The 14,849-nt window shown below is 69.3% G+C and carries 18 protein-coding genes; 8 read left to right on the forward strand and 10 right to left on the reverse strand.

The window, feature by feature from the left end:
- Window positions 1-4 precede the first annotated feature (4 nt).
- Together ACFYTS_RS08510 and ACFYTS_RS08515 are read right to left on the reverse strand one after the other, a co-directional pair.
- The gene (locus tag ACFYTS_RS08510; RefSeq protein ID WP_357281761.1) at window positions 5-658 is read right to left on the reverse strand and encodes a hypothetical protein; all 654 of its coding nucleotides are present in this window, start codon (window positions 656-658) and stop codon (window positions 5-7) included.
- 117 nt (window positions 659-775) lie between these two features.
- Window positions 776-1,729 (reverse strand): DMT family transporter, encoded by a 954-nt coding sequence (locus ACFYTS_RS08515; RefSeq protein WP_387302296.1) that lies wholly within the window; start codon window positions 1,727-1,729, stop codon window positions 776-778.
- Window positions 1,730-1,768: 39 nt separating this feature from the next.
- Here ACFYTS_RS08515 and ACFYTS_RS08520 point away from each other — a divergent pair, with 39 nt between their 5' ends.
- The 3 genes from ACFYTS_RS08520 (at window position 1,769) to ACFYTS_RS08530 (ending at window position 4,546) form a co-directional block, all read left to right on the forward strand.
- Entirely contained in the window at window positions 1,769-2,305 is a 537-nt protein-coding gene (locus ACFYTS_RS08520; RefSeq protein ID WP_387302298.1) for a CGNR zinc finger domain-containing protein, read from the forward strand.
- A 127-nt stretch (window positions 2,306-2,432) separates the two neighbouring features.
- Complete coding sequence (gene mqo / locus ACFYTS_RS08525; RefSeq protein ID WP_387302299.1) at window positions 2,433-3,938, forward strand: malate dehydrogenase (quinone); 1,506 nt, start codon at window positions 2,433-2,435, stop codon at window positions 3,936-3,938.
- A 131-nt stretch (window positions 3,939-4,069) separates the two neighbouring features.
- Complete coding sequence (locus ACFYTS_RS08530) at window positions 4,070-4,546, forward strand: PaaI family thioesterase (protein WP_387302301.1); 477 nt, start codon at window positions 4,070-4,072, stop codon at window positions 4,544-4,546.
- A 2-nt stretch (window positions 4,547-4,548) separates the two neighbouring features.
- On the opposite strand, the gene ACFYTS_RS08535 is transcribed toward ACFYTS_RS08530, so the two are convergent.
- Complete coding sequence (locus ACFYTS_RS08535) at window positions 4,549-5,556, reverse strand: aldo/keto reductase (RefSeq protein ID WP_387302303.1); 1,008 nt, start codon at window positions 5,554-5,556, stop codon at window positions 4,549-4,551.
- Between the two features lie 168 nt (window positions 5,557-5,724).
- Here ACFYTS_RS08535 and ACFYTS_RS08540 point away from each other — a divergent pair, with 168 nt between their 5' ends.
- A complete protein-coding gene (locus tag ACFYTS_RS08540; RefSeq protein WP_387302305.1) occupies window positions 5,725-6,564 on the forward strand; it encodes a helix-turn-helix transcriptional regulator in 840 nt (279 codons plus the stop codon).
- Between the two features lie 3 nt (window positions 6,565-6,567).
- On the opposite strand, the gene ACFYTS_RS08545 is transcribed toward ACFYTS_RS08540, so the two are convergent.
- Genes ACFYTS_RS08545 through ACFYTS_RS08555 form a run of 3 tightly spaced genes read right to left on the reverse strand, consistent with a single transcriptional unit; the run spans window position 6,568 to window position 8,374 of the window.
- Complete coding sequence (locus ACFYTS_RS08545) at window positions 6,568-7,554, reverse strand: pirin family protein (protein ID WP_387302307.1); 987 nt, start codon at window positions 7,552-7,554, stop codon at window positions 6,568-6,570.
- 40 nt (window positions 7,555-7,594) lie between these two features.
- On the reverse strand, window positions 7,595-7,915 hold the full coding sequence (locus tag ACFYTS_RS08550; RefSeq protein WP_357091126.1) for a GNAT family N-acetyltransferase: 321 nt from the start codon (window positions 7,913-7,915) through the stop codon (window positions 7,595-7,597).
- Window positions 7,916-7,918: 3 nt separating this feature from the next.
- Entirely contained in the window at window positions 7,919-8,374 is a 456-nt protein-coding gene (locus ACFYTS_RS08555) for a carboxymuconolactone decarboxylase family protein (protein ID WP_387302309.1), read from the reverse strand.
- Between the two features lie 165 nt (window positions 8,375-8,539).
- Here ACFYTS_RS08555 and ribA point away from each other — a divergent pair, with 165 nt between their 5' ends.
- Complete coding sequence (ribA, locus tag ACFYTS_RS08560) at window positions 8,540-9,160, forward strand: GTP cyclohydrolase II (RefSeq protein ID WP_357281748.1); 621 nt, start codon at window positions 8,540-8,542, stop codon at window positions 9,158-9,160.
- A gap of 75 nt (window positions 9,161-9,235) precedes the next feature.
- On the opposite strand, the gene ACFYTS_RS08565 is transcribed toward ribA, so the two are convergent.
- On the reverse strand, window positions 9,236-10,246 hold the full coding sequence (locus tag ACFYTS_RS08565; RefSeq protein ID WP_387302311.1) for an aldo/keto reductase: 1,011 nt from the start codon (window positions 10,244-10,246) through the stop codon (window positions 9,236-9,238).
- Window positions 10,247-10,249: 3 nt separating this feature from the next.
- Window positions 10,250-10,702: a MerR family transcriptional regulator gene (locus ACFYTS_RS08570; protein ID WP_387302313.1), complete on the reverse strand. Its 453-nt coding sequence runs from the start codon at window positions 10,700-10,702 to the stop codon at window positions 10,250-10,252.
- A gap of 129 nt (window positions 10,703-10,831) precedes the next feature.
- Between ACFYTS_RS08570 and ACFYTS_RS08575 the strand changes: the two genes are divergently transcribed.
- Window positions 10,832-11,035 carry a hypothetical protein gene (locus ACFYTS_RS08575; protein WP_357091136.1) on the forward strand — a complete coding sequence of 68 codons (204 nt, stop codon included), beginning with the start codon at window positions 10,832-10,834 and terminating at the stop codon, window positions 11,033-11,035.
- Window positions 11,036-11,060: 25 nt separating this feature from the next.
- Here ACFYTS_RS08575 and ACFYTS_RS08580 read toward each other — a convergent pair whose 3' ends face one another.
- Window positions 11,061-11,552, reverse strand: coding sequence for a SixA phosphatase family protein (locus ACFYTS_RS08580; protein ID WP_387302315.1), 492 nt, complete (start codon window positions 11,550-11,552; stop codon window positions 11,061-11,063).
- A 229-nt stretch (window positions 11,553-11,781) separates the two neighbouring features.
- On the opposite strand from ACFYTS_RS08580, the gene ACFYTS_RS08585 reads away from it, so the two are divergent.
- Together ACFYTS_RS08585 and ACFYTS_RS08590 are read left to right on the forward strand one after the other, a co-directional pair.
- The gene (locus ACFYTS_RS08585) at window positions 11,782-13,449 is read left to right on the forward strand and encodes an FAD-dependent oxidoreductase (RefSeq protein ID WP_387302317.1); all 1,668 of its coding nucleotides are present in this window, start codon (window positions 11,782-11,784) and stop codon (window positions 13,447-13,449) included.
- Between the two features lie 184 nt (window positions 13,450-13,633).
- On the forward strand, window positions 13,634-13,936 hold the full coding sequence (locus ACFYTS_RS08590) for a hypothetical protein (protein WP_387302319.1): 303 nt from the start codon (window positions 13,634-13,636) through the stop codon (window positions 13,934-13,936).
- 43 nt (window positions 13,937-13,979) lie between these two features.
- Here the strand turns inward: ACFYTS_RS08590 and ACFYTS_RS08595 are convergent, their stop codons facing one another.
- The gene (locus tag ACFYTS_RS08595; protein WP_357091144.1) at window positions 13,980-14,759 is read right to left on the reverse strand and encodes an acyl-ACP thioesterase domain-containing protein; all 780 of its coding nucleotides are present in this window, start codon (window positions 14,757-14,759) and stop codon (window positions 13,980-13,982) included.
- Window positions 14,760-14,849 lie beyond the last annotated feature (90 nt).

The following is a 14,849-nucleotide window of genomic DNA, read 5'->3' on the forward strand; positions in this document are numbered from 1 at the left end:
GGCGTCAGTTGGCGGGCGGTGGAGTCGGGATAGCGGCGAAGGCGGGCCGGAAGATGTTCGACGCGCCGGGAGCCAGGGTGTCGACGTAGGCGAGGGCGGCTTCGGAGGCCTCGTGGCCGCCGGACATCTGCAGGCCGATGGCCCCGCCGACCACGCCGCCGACCACCGCGAGCAGCGGGGCGGTGATGAAGTCCAGGACGAACAGGCCGAGCGGGAAGCCCGCGATGAAGCCGATGGTGGCGCCGATTGCCGCGCCGGTGGCGACCGCGGGCATATTGGCCTGGACCACGTCGAAGAAGTGCTGCTGGGCATCCACGTTGCGGAGCTCGGTGTCGGACGCGGCGACCGGGGTGAGGGTGAGGCGGCGGTTGCTCTGGTCGATGACCGGGGTGAATTCCGCTGTCTTGCCGTCGATGTCGTATTTCAGGGGCACGGTGGAGACCAGGCTGCCCTTGTCGTCGGTAACGATGACGGCCTCACCGTCCCAGGTGGCGAGGAACTGCCCCGCCCGCAGGGTGCTGACCGCGGAGCGGTGGTCGGAGGAGAGCGCCACGTCGTAGCCGATGCTGTGATCGGCACCCTTGATCTGCAGGGCGGGCTTCGCGGGGGCCTGCTCGGGCGCGGCGGTGGCCGTGCCGGCGACGGTGGTCGCGGTCAAGCAAAGCAAGGCAGGCGCAACGTATTTGGTGATACCCATGGTGGCTGGTCCTCGAGTTTGCGATAGGTTTCCCGACCTTTGCGACAAACTACCGTTATCAACTCGAGATGTGAAGCGTTATGGCGCATTCGTGTCGTCGTCGGGTTCCCCGAGTCGCACGACCACGACGCCGATGAGAATCAAAGCGCCGCCGAACAATTGGATCGGCGCGGGTGTCTGACCCAGGAGCGCCCAGGAGAACAGGATGGCGGCCAGGACCTCGGCGAGCGCGGCGAAGGCCGCCAGGCGTGACCCGAGCAGCCGGGTGGCGGCGATACCGGTGACATAGGAGATGGCGGCCGTGATCACGCCGAGTGCGAGCAGCGGCACCCACCAGTCCACGGTGAACCCCTGGAAGGCAACGGGAGTGGTGGTGGCGTGCAGTGGGACGACGCCGAGCAGGCCCGCGGCCAGGATGCCGAGTCCGCCGACCAGTAGTCCGCTGGTGGCCAGCACGGTGCCGGGCACCGCGTCCCCGGCGTGCGCGCTCAGGATGAAATAGGCGGCCGCACCGACCATCGCGCCCAGGGCCCACGCGATGCCGACCCAGCTGGTGCTGGTGCCCGATCGCAGATTGAGCACCAGCACCAGTCCGGTCACGCCGATGATCGCACCGAGAACGGTTGCGCGACCGGGCTTCTGACTGTGCCGCAGCCACAACCAGACCACCACGGCGATCGGCGCGGTGTATTCGATGAGCAGCGCGACCCCGACATCCATATGGGCGACGGCATTGAAATAGGACAGCTGTGCGGTGGCGACGGCCAGCAGCCCGTATCCCGCGAGCAGGGAGATATTGCGCCGCAGCAGGTCCCAGCCGCCGCGCAATCGCACGACGGCGGCGGGCAGCAGCACGACCGCGCCGAGGAGGACGCGGACGATGACGACGGCGGCGGGGCTCCAGCCCGCGTCGATGAGTCCGCGGGCCAGCGGCCCGGAGAGTCCGAACGCGGCGGCCGACAGGGCGGCGCAGATCAGCCCGGAGCGGATCCGGTGCGACACCACCGTCCTGTCATGAGTCAAAGTCGCCATGGCAAATGACGCTAAGGGTCACGTGTGTAATATGTCAACGTGCTTTTCGCTGATGACACGGTGGCCTCCCTGGCCGCGGCGGTCGAGCTGGTGAACTCGGCCGAGGAGCCGGACACCCTGACCGAGATCGCCCAGCTGGACGCCTTCTTCGAGAAGCACCGCTACACCGGGGCGCATGCCGGGACCGCCGCCGAACTCGCGGCGGTACGCGCCCAGCGCGCGCCGTTGCGCCGCCTGCTCACCGCCGACCGCGACACCGCCGTCGCCGTGGTGAACGCCATCCTCGCCGAGCATCGCGCGGTCCCCGAACTGGTCCGCCACGACGGCCTCGACTATCACATCCACGCGGTCCCGCCCCAGGCTCCGCTGCAGGTCCGGATCGCCGTGGAGACGGCCATGGCGATGATCGACCTGATCCGCGCCGACGAGCTCTCCCGCCTCGCGATCTGCGCCGACGACTCCTGTGCGGGCATCGTGCTGGACCTGTCCCGCAACCGTTCCCGTCGCTACTGTTCGACGGCCTGCACCAATCGCAACGCGGTCGCCGCGTACCGGGCCCGCAAGTCCGCGAATTGAATTTTCCCGCCCTCCGCGTGCGCTGAGAGGACTTCGGCATTAGTGTTCTCGAGGCCGCCCTGGCGGGCCGGTCGTTGGTGCCAGCACGCCCGCTGTACGAATTCAATCGGGGTTCCAGGTAATGACGATGAGAACACAACTGCCGCTACGTCCCTACGACGTCGTGCTGATCGGCGGCGGCATCATGAGCGCGACGCTCGCGGTGCTGATCAAGCACCTGGAACCCAGCTGGACCATCGGGGTCTACGAACGATTGCCGGAGGTCGGCACCGAGGCGTCGGCGGCCTGGAACAATTCGGGCACCGGGCACGCCGGCCTGTGCGAACTCGATTACACCGGTGAGAATCCCGACGGCTCCATCGATATCGAGCCGGCGCTCGCGCTGAATGAACAGTTCCAGCTGACCCGGCAATTGTGGGCGTCGCTGGTGGGCTCGGGGATTCTGCGCAATCCGGAGACCTTCATCAATCCGGTCCCGCATATGACACTGGCGCGCGGCAAGACCGAGGTGGATTTCCTGCGCCGCCGCCACGAAACCATGTCCGCGCATCACCTTTTCGCGAATATGAAGTTCAGTGACGATCCGGCGGTGATCGGCGAATGGGCGCCGCTGCTCACCACCGGCCGCGACGACGGCGAGCCGATCGCCGCCACCCGCGATATCACCGGCAGTGATGTCGATTTCGGTGAGCTGACCCGTCAGCTGTTCCATTGGCTGCGCTGGCAGGACGTGGAGATCCACCGCAATTGCGAGGTGCGCGGACTGCGCCGCAACAATGACGGCACCTGGCAGCTGCGGGTGGACTGGCGCACCGACAACGACCGGCTCACCCGGAAGGCCGACGCCCGCTTCGTCTTCGCGGGCGCGGGCGGCTGGGCGTTGAAGATCCTGCAGAGGGCCGGGATTCCCGAGGCGGACGGCTACGGGCTGCTGCCGGTCAGCGGCCGGTTCCTGCGTTGTGACAATCCCGAGGTGGTGGCCGGGCACGACGCCAAGGTGTACGGGAAGGCGCTGTCGGGCGCGCCGTCGATCGCCATGCCACACCTGGACACTCGTATCGTGAACGGGGAACGCGCCTTGCTGTTCGGGCCGTATGCGGGCGCGAATCCCCGCTTCCTGAAACAGGGTTCGCTGCTCGACGCGCCCGCCTCGTTGCGGGTGGGCAATGCCGGGTCCATCGCGGCCATGTTGAAGGCGAATACCGAGTTGCTGCGGTTGCTGGCCGGGCAGCTGGCCTCGACCCGCAAGAAGAAATTGGCCGCGCTGCGCGAGTTCGTGCCCGAGGCGCGCGCCGAGGACTGGTCGCTGATCACCGCGGGGCAGCGCGCCCAGCTGGTGAAGCCGGACGCCGAACGCGGCGGGGTGCTCGAGTTCGGCACCGAGGTGGTGGCCGCGCAGGACGGCTCGATCGCCGCGGTGCTGGGGGCGAGCCCGGGCGCGTCGACGGCGCCGGTGGTGTTGCTCGAGGTGCTGCAGCGCTGCTTCCCGCGCTACGCCCGGATCTGGGAGCCGCGGCTGCGGGAGTTGATGCCGACGCTGGGCCACAGTCTGGCCGACGATGCGCGGCTGGCCCGGCAGACCATGGCCCGGACCGCGGAGGCGCTGGGTCTGGCGGGCCGGGTGGTGGGCTGATTCTTCAGGGAGTCGTGGGCTGATCCGGCAGGAAACTGCCAGGCCCTCGGTCCCGGACCGCCGTGGACAAAGACGCTTCCCGCCCGGTATGAAATTGGAACAGGTTTCAATTCTGATCGGCGGGAGACGCGATGGACAGCGCGAATGCGACCATGGGCGACATGGTGATGGCGGGCTTCAAGAAGCTCGGCTTCATCCAGTTCACGGGCATCGAGAGCGTCGAATACGGCCCGGGCCGCAGCGTGGTCGGCATGGCCGCGCGCCCCGAGCACTTCAACCACAATGGCGACATCCACGCGGCTCTGCTGTTCGGCCTGGCCGAGACCGCCGCCATGGGCGCGTCCATCTCCGGCATCGTGGACCTGCTCGCCGACACCTTCATCGTGGCCCGCGACGGCCGCATCGAATACCTGGCCCGGGCCAAGGGGCAGGAGGGCCCGTTCACCGGCACCGCCGAACTGACGCCCGAGACCATCGCCGAGACCCGCGCGAACATCGAGTCCCGCACCGAGATCGAGCTGGAGGTGCCGGTGATCATCGCCGATGTCACCGGCAAGCCCGTGGCCCGCGCCGCCTTCACCGCCGTCATCCGGCCGCGCCGCAAGTAATCTCAGCGTTCGCTGTCGAGCATGGCCATCTGCGCCGGGGCGTAGCGCCCGCCCGCCACCCGGTCGGCGGGCGCCGCGGCCTCGATGGTGGCCAGCTCGGCCTCCGACAGCCGGATGTCCACCGCCGCAACGGCTTCGGCCCAGCGCTCCGGCTTCCGCGCACCGATCAGCGGCACGATGTCGGTGCCCCGCGACAGCGCCCAGGCGATGGCCAGCTGGGCCACGCTCACCTCGCGCTCGGCCGCGATCGCGCCCAGCGCGTCCACCAGCCGCAGGTTGGCGTCCAGGTTCTCGCCCTGGAAGCGCGGGCTGTGGGCGCGGAAGTCGCTGGGCGCGAACTGCTGGCCGGCCCGCACCGAATCGCTGAGCAGGCCGCGCGAGAGCACCCCGTAGGCGGTGATGCCGATCCCGAGTTCCCGTGCGACGGGCAGGATCTCGGCCTCGATGCCGCGCGAGATCAGCGAGTACTCGATCTGCAGATCCGCGATCGGATGCACGGCCGCGGCCCGGCGCAGCGTCTCCGCGCCCACCTCGGACAGGCCGATGTGGCGGATGTACCCGGCCTGGACCAGCTCGGCCAGCCCGCCGATGGTCTCCTCGATCGGCACGTTCGGGTCCAGCCGCGCGGGCCGGTAGATGTCGATGTAGTCGGTGCCGAGGCGCTGCAGCGAGTAGGCCAGGAAGTTCTTGGTGGCCGCCGGCCGGGTGTCGACGCCGCCGAAGCTGTTGTCCGGGCCGCGCAGCGCCCCGTATTTCACGCTGAGCAGGACGTCCTCCCGCTTGCGGTCGGCCAGCGCCTGCCGGATGAGCAGTTCATTGTGGCCCATGCCGTAGAAGTCGCCGGTGTCGATGAGGTTCGCGCCGGAATCGAGGGCCGCGTGCACGGTGGCGATCGAGACGGCGTCGTCGGCCGCCCCGTACATGCCCGACATCCCCATGGCGCCCAGGGCGATACGGGAGACGGCGGGCCCGGTCTTGCCGAGCTGGACGGTGCTGAGGTTCGTGGTCATGGGAACAACACTGCGCCCGATCCCGGGAGTGCGGGAGAGGAGCGCTGATCCAGGGATCGGCGATCCCTGGTTACCGGGCCGGGCTGTGGACGGCTGTGGATGGATCCGCACCCAGGCTGGGACTGCCGATACCTGGTTACCGGGCCGGGGACGGGGGACAGTGGTGAGGTGGATCGAACCGAGCTGGCCGACTTCCTGCGCCGACGGCGTGAGCAGCTGCAACCGCAGACCGTGGGATTGCCGCCGGGCGCCCGCCGCCGCACGCCCGGTCTGCGCCGCGACGAGGTAGCCCTGCTCGCGGGCATGTCGACCGACTACTACACACGCCTCGAGCAGGGGCGCGGGCCGCGACCGTCGGTGCAGGTGCTGGCCGCGCTGGCGCGGGCGCTGCGACTGACCGACAGCGAACGCGACCACCTCTTCCATCTGTCCGGACACCAGGCCCCGGCCCGCGGCGGCGACAGCCACGTGGGGCCCGGCATCCTGCACGTGCTGTCCAAACTGGACGACACCCCGGCCGTGGTCATCTCCGACCTGGGCGAGGTGCTGGTGCAGAACCGCATGCACACCCTGCTGTCCGGGGATTACGCGCGGCGGCGCGGCCTGGACCGCTGCATTCCGTGGCGCTGGTTCACCGAGCCGGGCTCGCGCGCCATCTTCCCGCCGGAGGACTGGGCAGCCATGAGCCACAAGCACGTCGCCGACCTGCGCGCGGTCTCCGCCCGCCGCGCGGGCGACGCCGACGTGACCGAATTGGTGGCCCGGCTGCGCGCCGCCAGCCCGGAATTCGAGCGGCTGTGGCACGAACACGAGGTCGGCACCGGCACCGGGCACGTCAAACGCATGATCCACCCGGAAGTCGGTGTGCTGGAACTGATCTGCGAGCCGCTGCTCACTCCCAGCGCCACCCGGCACGTGCTGATCTACTACCCCGCGCCGGGTACCGACACCCAGGACAAGCTGGATCTGTTGCGGGTCATCGGAACCCAGTCGATGACCGGCGGCTGATTCCTACTCGTGGGGGACGCCGCAGCGCCGCTTGCGGGGTTTGAGATGCAGTCCCGGCAGCGGGGGAGCGGGGATCCGCTGTTCGGGCGTGTGGCCCGCGATATCGGCGAACCGGCCGACATCGTGCTTCTCCCAGTCGTTGCGGGCCTGCTCGATCTCCTCGTGACTGCGGGCCACGAAGTTCCACCACATGACCAGGTCCTCGCCGAACGGTTCACCGCCGAGCAGCAACACGTGCGCGCCCGCGGTGTCGTGCACGCGGATCGCGTCCCGGTCGCTGCCCAGGTAGAACAGGCTGCCCGGCTCGACCACCGTGCCGTCGAGGCTCAGCGATCCCGCGATCACCAGCACCGCGTGCTCGAACGCCGGGTTCAACGGCAGCGCGGTGTCGGCTCCGGCCGCGACGCGCAGGTCCGCGCCGACGATCGGGGTGTACGCGGTGGCCGGGGAGGTGACCCCGTCCAGCGTGCCGATCAGGACCGTGCCCTCGACCGACGGCGCCCGGAAGGCGGGCAGTTCCCGATGCTGCTCGAAATGCGGTGCGATATCCCGGGATTCACCCGGCAGCGCCACCCACAGCTGCAAACCGTGCCCCGAGACATGGCCCGGCACCCGGTATTCCGAGTGCGCGATGCCGTGGCCCGAGGTCATGATGTTGAGCTGGCCGGGCGCGATCTCCACATCCGAGCCCACACTGTCGCGGTGCCGGATCCGCCCGTCCAGAGGCCAAGTGACGGTTTGCAATCCGATGTGCGGGTGCGGGTCGATGTCGTGGCCCTCGGGGTTGGCCTCCGACGCGCCGTCGAAGTGGTCCAGGAAGCACCACGCGCCGACCGTCGGCAGATCCCGCTGCGGCAGCGACCGGAACACGGTCACCCCCCGGACGCCGCCGAGCGGCACCTCCCGGGCCGGGAAGAACTCCGCCCGCGGTCCCGGACGGCCCGACGACTCGCACAGCGACTCCTCCGGCCGCGGCTCCAGATCACTCACACCCGCACCTCCCTAGCTCAGTGTTTCCGTTCGACGCGGCTCACCGATCCCGCTTGATGCCCTTGCCGACCACGTATTCGTCGAACTCCGGATGCTTGTCCAGCCAGCCCTTGATGAACGGGCAGCGCGCCACGATGGTGCGGCCGCGGGCGATCACATCCTTGATCGCCTCCTGCGCGAGCAGATTCGCCAGGCCCTTGCCGCTGAATTCCTGATCCACCTCGGTGTGAATGAAGGTGGTGTCGTTGTCGTCGCGCTCGCGGTACTCGCTGAATCCGGCGAGCGAATTCCCGTACCACACCTCGTACCGGTGTTGCGCGTCGTTACGAACGACTGTAGCCGCCACGGCCTGTTCGCTCATTGTTCAGTTCTCCTTCCGCACCCGCACCGGATGTTTGCTCACAATCGACGCTCGATTGAACGCGCCGATAGCGGTGGCAGCCCAGATGAGAACGGACATCTGGTCATCCGACAAATGTTGCCGCGCAGCAGCATACTCACGCGCCATGCTTTCCTCATCCGGCAACGAAGTGACGGTCTCGGCCACCGAGAGCGCCGCCTGCTGCAGTTCCGTGAACAGATACGGACCGCGTTGCCAGCCGGGGAGCACATCCAATTGCTGTTGCGTGACGCCGGCCTCGCGGGCCGCGCGGGTGTGCAGGTCGAGGCAGAACGGGCAGCCGGTGAGCTGGGACACCCGCACGTTCACCAATTCCATGACGGCCCGGTCCAGATCGGCTGCGGCGGCGGCGTTCCGCACCGCGAGCGCGACGCCGTTGAGCGCGTGGAAGATCTCGGGCGACTGCTTGTCGATCCACACTCGGTCATGAGTAACAGGTGACTGCATAGTGGCTGCATCGTAAGCCGAGAAGGTGAACCGTGCCTTCTGGTCTGAAAAATGGCCATTCCGAACCGTCGCGAAATAACCGGCCCGCATCCGTGGTTCACCACTTGACGACACGGTCCTCGGTCTCTGGAGCAATCAATGAGCAGCAGCCTCGCCGGCGTCCGCACCCGGGTGCGGATCCCGCTGGCCTTCGCCGACGGCTACTCGACCACCGCGCAGGCGGTCACCTTCGACGGTCTGGAGGACGGCCGCGAGCACGTCGCCCTCATCCTCGGCGACCCCGACCTCGGCGCCGCCACGCCGCTGGTGCGGCTGCACTCGGAATGCCTCACCGGCGACGTCTTCGGCTCCGCCCGCTGCGACTGCGGACCCCAGCTGCGCGAATCCGTGGAACGCATCGCCGAGACCGGCGGCGTCCTGCTGTACCTGCGCCAAGAGGGCCGCGACATCGGCCTCTACAACAAGCTCGACGCCTACGCCCTGCAGGACGACGGCCTCGACACCTACCAGGCCAACACCGCCCTCGGCTTCGACGAGGACGCCCGCGACTACACCGCGGCCGCCCAGATGCTGACCGCGCTCGGCGTCGGCGAGCTGGACCTGCTCACCAACAACCCGGACAAGGTGCGGCAGCTCACCGCCCTCGGCGTCACCGTGCGCGACACCGTCCCGACCGGCGTCCACGCCAATCCCGGCAACCTCCGCTACCTGCGGGCGAAGGCCGAGCACACCGGCCACACCATCCGCCTCGTGGGCTGACCGGATCGGCTGATCCGGAACGACCGGGGCCCCTCGCGCATTCGCGAGGGGCCCCGGTTCGTTTGCGTGGCGGGACTATTCGCGGCCCGCCGAGGCGAAGCTCATATCCGCGTAGCGATTTCCGGCCACCCGATCCGCGATCGCGTCGAGCTCCGCGAGTTCGGCCACGGTCAGCGTCACCGTCGCGGCCGCGACGTTCTCGGCGACCCGGGCGCGGCTGCGCGTGCCCGGAATCGGCACCACCGGCAGCTGGTGGACCTGCGCCCGGGTGTGCACCCAGGCCAGCGCCACCTGCGCGGGCGTGAGACCACGGGCCGCGGCGATCGCCCGCAGCGGGGCCAGCAATTCGGCATTGCTCACCGCGTTCGCACCGGAGAAGCGCGGGTGCCGCCGCCGGAAATCCCCTTCCGCCAGCTCGCCGGTAGCGGGCAGGGCGCCCGACAGGAAGCCGCGTCCCAGTGGCGAATACGGCACGAACGTGATGCCGAGTTCGGCCGCCGCGGGCACCACGGCACGCTCCACGTCCCGCGAGAACAGCGACCATTCCGACTGCACCGCCGCGATCGGGTGCACGCCGTGCGCCGCGCGCAGCTCCGGGCCGGTCACCTCGGACAGCCCCAGCTGCCGGACCTTGCCCGCCGCCACGAGTTCCGCCATCACGCCGACGGTCTCCTCGATCGGGACGCCGTCCTGCTTGCGGTGCATGTAGTACAGGTCGATCACGTCGATGCCGAGCCGCCCCAGGCTGGCGTCCACCGCCGCGCGGATGTACTCCGGCGAGTTGTTGATACCCCGGAAGCCCGGATCGTCCGCGCGGCGCTCCAGGCCGAATTTCGTTGCCAGCACCACGGTCTCGCGGTGTGCGCGCACGAAATCGCCGACGAACTCCTCATTGTGGCCGCTGCCGTACATGTCGGCGGTGTCGAACAGCGTCACGCCCAGTTCGAGGGCCCGCTCCAGCGTGGCCCGGGACTCGGCGGCGTCGGTCGGGCCGTAGAACTCGCTGATCCCCATGGCCCCGTAGCCCTGCGCGCCGACCCGGGTGGTCCCGAGCGCGGTGGTGGGCAGCGCCGTTGTGCTGGTCATCTCTCAATCCCCTTGGTTTGCACTGCTCTTCGCCCGGACCGGCGGTGGTGCGCAGACCGGGCCGCTCTGATAGAGCGCGATCTTGCGGTCGAGGACCACCAGCGTCGATCGGAGTTCCTCGATCTGCGCCAGCACCTCCTCGCGGGTCCGGCGGAACATGGCGAGGCGCTCCGGGAAGGTGTGGTCGCCCTCGCGCACCAGCTCGGCGTAGCGGACCATGTCGGCCACCGACATGCCGGTGCTGCGCAGCTTGCCGATGAACGCGAGCCACTGCAGGTCGCGGTCGCTGAAGCGGCGCTGACCGGAATGGTCGCGATCCACGTAGTCCATCAGCCCGATGCGCTCGTACCAGCGCAGCGTGTCGCGGGTGAGCCCACTGTGCTCGGAGGCTTCGCCGATCGAATACCGCGGTCGCTTGAAGTCCACGGCCTCGCTCGTCGCCGGTGCTGCGTTCATCGGTCTCACCCTCCTGTGCCGAACCCCGGTATCGACGCTACTGGGTTGGAGTGCACTCCAAGCAAGGGCTGGGCGCGCGAAGATTCGAACGGTCGGCGAATCGGCCGATTCCGGGCCTACCCTGGGGGCATGCCTGGAAAAGACATGGATCGGATCAGAGCGCGATCGGCTCTGGAGACGGCCAAGGAACAGCCGGTGATCACGGCCATCGCCGTACTGCCGGTGGTGGCGGTGCTCGGTGTCGTGTGGGCGCTCGCGGGTTTCGGCTGGGCGCTGCTGCTCCTGCTGATCATGGCGGGAGTCGTGGTGTGGAAGGGCAAGCTATTCGGCTGAGCCCGAGCCCGCCCGGCCCGGGCGGCTAACGCGGCACGTGGAAGCGCACCAGCTCACCCGTGCCCGGGTCGGCGTCTGCCCACGGCCGGTCGAATTCGAGCACGGCCAGCGCCGAGGTGGGGAACTTCTCGCTCATCTCCCCGGCCGGACCGGAGTTCCGGTTGGCCGCCAATTCCCATGCGGTCCAGGGCATTCCGGGGGAGTGGCCGACCAGCAGCAGGGTCTCCACGGCCGGATCGGTGAGCTGCACCAGTTCGATCAGGGTGTGCGGGGACGCCTCGTAGATCGACGTCTCGTAGGACACCGGCGCGGTGACCTCGGTGGCCGCCAGCGTCTGCCGGGTCCGGGTCGCGGTGGAGCACAGCACGGCGTCGATCTCCGGCTGGGTGGCGCGCAGCCACGCGCCCGCCAGTGCCGCCTCGCGCCGCCCGCGCGGGGCCAGCGGCCGGTCGTGGTCGGCCACGCCTTCGGGGTATCCGGACTTGCCGTGTCGCATCAGGATGAGAGTCCGCACCATACGCACTACGGTAGGTGTCCTCGAGCGGAGCCCGGAGACCGGACTCACAGCGGTGCGTGCCAGGTACCGCCGCGAGACACTGCTCACACTCGAGGCACACTGGTGGTTGGCGGCACACAGCTGTGCCGACACCCGTTGGAATGCCGCCTATATTAGAACGTGTTCTACCGACCCTGCTCGAACCCCGAGCGGAGTAGCACCACGCGACAGTTTCGAGGATCTGCGAGATATGGCCTATGTGATCACGCAGCGTTGTTGCAACGACGCCAGCTGCGTACCCGAGTGTCCGGTCGATTGCATTCGTCCCACGCCCGAGCAACGCGAGTTCGCGACGACGGAGCAGCTCTACATCGACCCGGATACCTGCATCGACTGCGGCGCCTGCGTCGACGCCTGCCCGGTCGACGCGATCTTCTCCGAGGACGACCTGCTGTCCTCGCTGGCGCGCTTCCGCGATATCAACGCCGCCTACTTCCAGCGCCACCCGCTGGAGTCCAACTTCGAGCCGCTGGTCGCCCCGACCCGCGCGCCCAAGGAGCTGGGCACGCTGCGCGTCGCCATCGTGGGCGCCGGCCCCGCGGCCTGCTACGCCGCCGAGGAGCTACTGCGCCGCGCCGACGTCGAGGTGGAGCTGTTCGACCGGCTGCCCACGCCGTACGGCCTGGTTCGTGCGGGCGTCGCGCCCGACCACCCTGGCACCAAGTCGGTGGCGAACCTGTTCGAGTCGGCCTTCCGGCGCGAGGCGCTGCAGTACCGGCTGAACGTGGAAGTCGGCAAGCACATCTCGCACGAGGAACTGCTCGGCCACCACCACGCCGTCATCTACGCCGTCGGCGCGGCCACCGACCGTCACCTCGGTATCCCCGGCGAGGACCTGCCCGGTAGCCACTCCGCCACCGAGTTCGTGGCCTGGTACAACGGCCACCCGGACTTCGCCGACCGCGAGTTCGACCTGTCCGGCGAGCGCGCCGTCATCGTCGGCAACGGCAACGTGGCGCTCGACGTGGCCCGCGTGCTCACCGTGAACCCGGACGAGCTGGCCAAGACGGACATCGCCGACCACGCCGTGGATGCGCTGCGCCGCAGCAACATCAAGGAGGTCGTGGTGCTGGGCCGCCGTGGCCCGCTGCAGGCCGCGTACACCTCGCCGGAGTTCCTGGCGCTGGCCCACCTGAAGGGCGTCGACATCATCGTCGACCCCGAGGACCTGGTCCTGGACCCGGCCTCGCAGGCCGAGCTGGACAGCCCCGAGGTCGAGCCCTCGCTGCAGCTCAAGTACACCCTCGCCCAGGAATACGCCGCCGGCGCCCGCAACCCGGACAACAAGCGCATCGTGTTCCGCTACCTGGTCTCGCCCACCGCCGTCACCGGTGAGGGCAAGGCCGAGGGCGTGGAGTACGTGCACAACGAGCTGGTCGAGGAGAACGGCCGCACCGTGGCCCGCGCCTCGGACCGCACCGGCAGCCTGGAGGCGTCGCTGGTGCTGCGCTCCATCGGCTACAAGGGCGAGCCGGTCGCGGACGTGCCGTTCGACGAGTCCAACGGCGTCATCCCGAACGACAAGGGCCGAGTCCTGGCCGACGGCAACCCGGTTCAGGGCGTGTACGTCTCCGGCTGGATCAAGCGCGGCCCGCGAGGCGTCATCGGCTCCAACCGGGTCGACTCGACCGAGACCGTCGATCAGATCATCGAGGACTACACCAACGGCAAGCTGGCCGCCCCGCAGGGCGATCGGGCCGCGCTGGAGGCGCTGCTCGCCGAGCGGCAGCCCGACCAGATCGGCCGCGAGGGCTGGAAGGCCATCGACGCCGCCGAGAAGACCGCGGGCAAGGCCGCCGGCCGCCCCCGCGTGAAGTTCACCAGCGTCGAGGACCTGCTGAAGGCCGCCAAGGGGTAGCCCAACTCTCGGGACTCTCAGGGGCTTCGCCCCCGAACCTCCTAGGGATGGCGGGGGCTCGGCCCCGCCCCTGGCACAGCGCCTCTCGGGCTGAACTGTGTACCGATGGCTGCGGCCCCACCCCGGAATGGGTGGGGCCGCAGTCGTTTTCGGGTTTCGGGCTCCGGGTCGGTTGCCGAGATTGATGACCAGGCCGTCCTTCGCGCACATGGACGGGACGGCGGGGTTGCCGGGGACGGCGTTGCAGGACCAGCCGTCGATGGTGGCCACATCGGTGTTGCTGACCTGCCGCACGTACTCGGTGGCCACGGTGATCGCCTCGGTGCAGCCGACTCGCCCGGCGGGGGTGCCGACGGCGACGACCGAGCGGGAGCCGCCGCCCGCGTCGGTCACGGTGCCGCAGTCGGCGTCCGCGAGTGGGGGTTCGGTGGTGGTCGGCGGGGGCGTGGTGGTGACCGGTGGCGCGCAATCGATTTCGCAGTTGTGACACCGCGGCGCAGGTGCGCAACGCGTCCCCCTCCGGGGCCGGCTCAGGCGCCGGGCAGCGGCCCGATCCGGACCGCGGTGGTCGTCACCCCGCCCACCACGAACCACAGCCGCAGTGAGGCGGGATGCCCGGCCCGGTCGCCCGGCTCGTACCGGCTGCGCACGCTCACATGCTGGCGGGCCAGCACCGGCGCCACATACTCGATGACCGCGCGATGCGGCCCGGCCAGCAGCTTCGGGTAATCCACCAGGTACTGCTCCACCGCCTGCCAGTAGGCCGCGTTGTTCACGTGGTTGTACTGGTCGATATCGGTGGCGCGGACCGGGAACGGCAGGTCCACATCCGATTCCGGCGGAGTGGGGTCGGTGAGCCAGGGCCGCCAGCGCAGCCGGTGCTCATCGGTGGTGCGGGCGAGTTCGGCCAGACCCTCGTCGCTGATCCGGGTCGGCATATTGGTGAACTCGTTGATATTGATCCAGAAGCCCTCGGTCTCGATCAGACCGCCGTTGTCGCTGGTGATGCGCACCCGCATATTGGTCCAGCGGGTCGACATGGCCGAGCACCAGCGGCGCAGCTCCACCCGGTCCGGCCAGTGCACGGGCCGGACCACGTCCACCACCGTGCGCCGCACGATCCAGGCCGGATCGGTGCGGTGGAAGAAGCCGGATTGCATTTCCTCCCAGGCGATGTCCTGGAGGTAGCGGGCCGTGGCGTCGAATCGCAGCCGCTGATACGGGTCCACATCGCCGGCTCGCACCGGCCACGCGGAAGCGAAGCCCATGCCCTCCTGGGGAAGCGGGGCGAGTGGCTCATCGAGTGACACTGGTGCTCCTCGCGCTGCACGGTGTGCCGCATGTCTATCCAGCGGCGCCGGGGGTGCGGCGCCTGCTGACCGAAGTCGGTGACATGACTC

Origin of the sequence: Nocardia sp. NPDC004151, from assembly GCF_042874235.1 — a bacterium.
Classification (GTDB): Bacteria; Actinomycetota; Actinomycetes; order Mycobacteriales; family Mycobacteriaceae; genus Nocardia.

Excerpts from the sequence above, each read along its gene's own strand:
- ACFYTS_RS08515 (WP_387302296.1), bottom strand. The coding sequence starts at position 1,729 with ATGGCGACTTTGACTCATGACAGGACGGTGGTGTCGCACCGGATCCGC.
- mqo (WP_387302299.1), top strand. The coding sequence starts at position 2,433 with ATGAGAACACAACTGCCGCTACGTCCCTACGACGTCGTGCTGATCGGC.
- ACFYTS_RS08530 (WP_387302301.1), top strand. The coding sequence starts at position 4,070 with ATGGACAGCGCGAATGCGACCATGGGCGACATGGTGATGGCGGGCTTC.
- ACFYTS_RS08535 (WP_387302303.1), bottom strand. The coding sequence starts at position 5,556 with ATGACCACGAACCTCAGCACCGTCCAGCTCGGCAAGACCGGGCCCGCC.
- ACFYTS_RS08550 (WP_357091126.1), bottom strand. The coding sequence starts at position 7,915 with ATGAGCGAACAGGCCGTGGCGGCTACAGTCGTTCGTAACGACGCGCAA.
- ribA (WP_357281748.1), top strand. The coding sequence starts at position 8,540 with ATGAGCAGCAGCCTCGCCGGCGTCCGCACCCGGGTGCGGATCCCGCTG.
- ACFYTS_RS08565 (WP_387302311.1), bottom strand. The coding sequence starts at position 10,246 with ATGACCAGCACAACGGCGCTGCCCACCACCGCGCTCGGGACCACCCGG.
- ACFYTS_RS08570 (WP_387302313.1), bottom strand. The coding sequence starts at position 10,702 with ATGAACGCAGCACCGGCGACGAGCGAGGCCGTGGACTTCAAGCGACCG.
- ACFYTS_RS08575 (WP_357091136.1), top strand. The coding sequence starts at position 10,832 with ATGCCTGGAAAAGACATGGATCGGATCAGAGCGCGATCGGCTCTGGAG.
- ACFYTS_RS08580 (WP_387302315.1), bottom strand. The coding sequence starts at position 11,552 with ATGGTGCGGACTCTCATCCTGATGCGACACGGCAAGTCCGGATACCCC.
- ACFYTS_RS08585 (WP_387302317.1), top strand. The coding sequence starts at position 11,782 with ATGGCCTATGTGATCACGCAGCGTTGTTGCAACGACGCCAGCTGCGTA.
- ACFYTS_RS08590 (WP_387302319.1), top strand. The coding sequence starts at position 13,634 with ATGACCAGGCCGTCCTTCGCGCACATGGACGGGACGGCGGGGTTGCCG.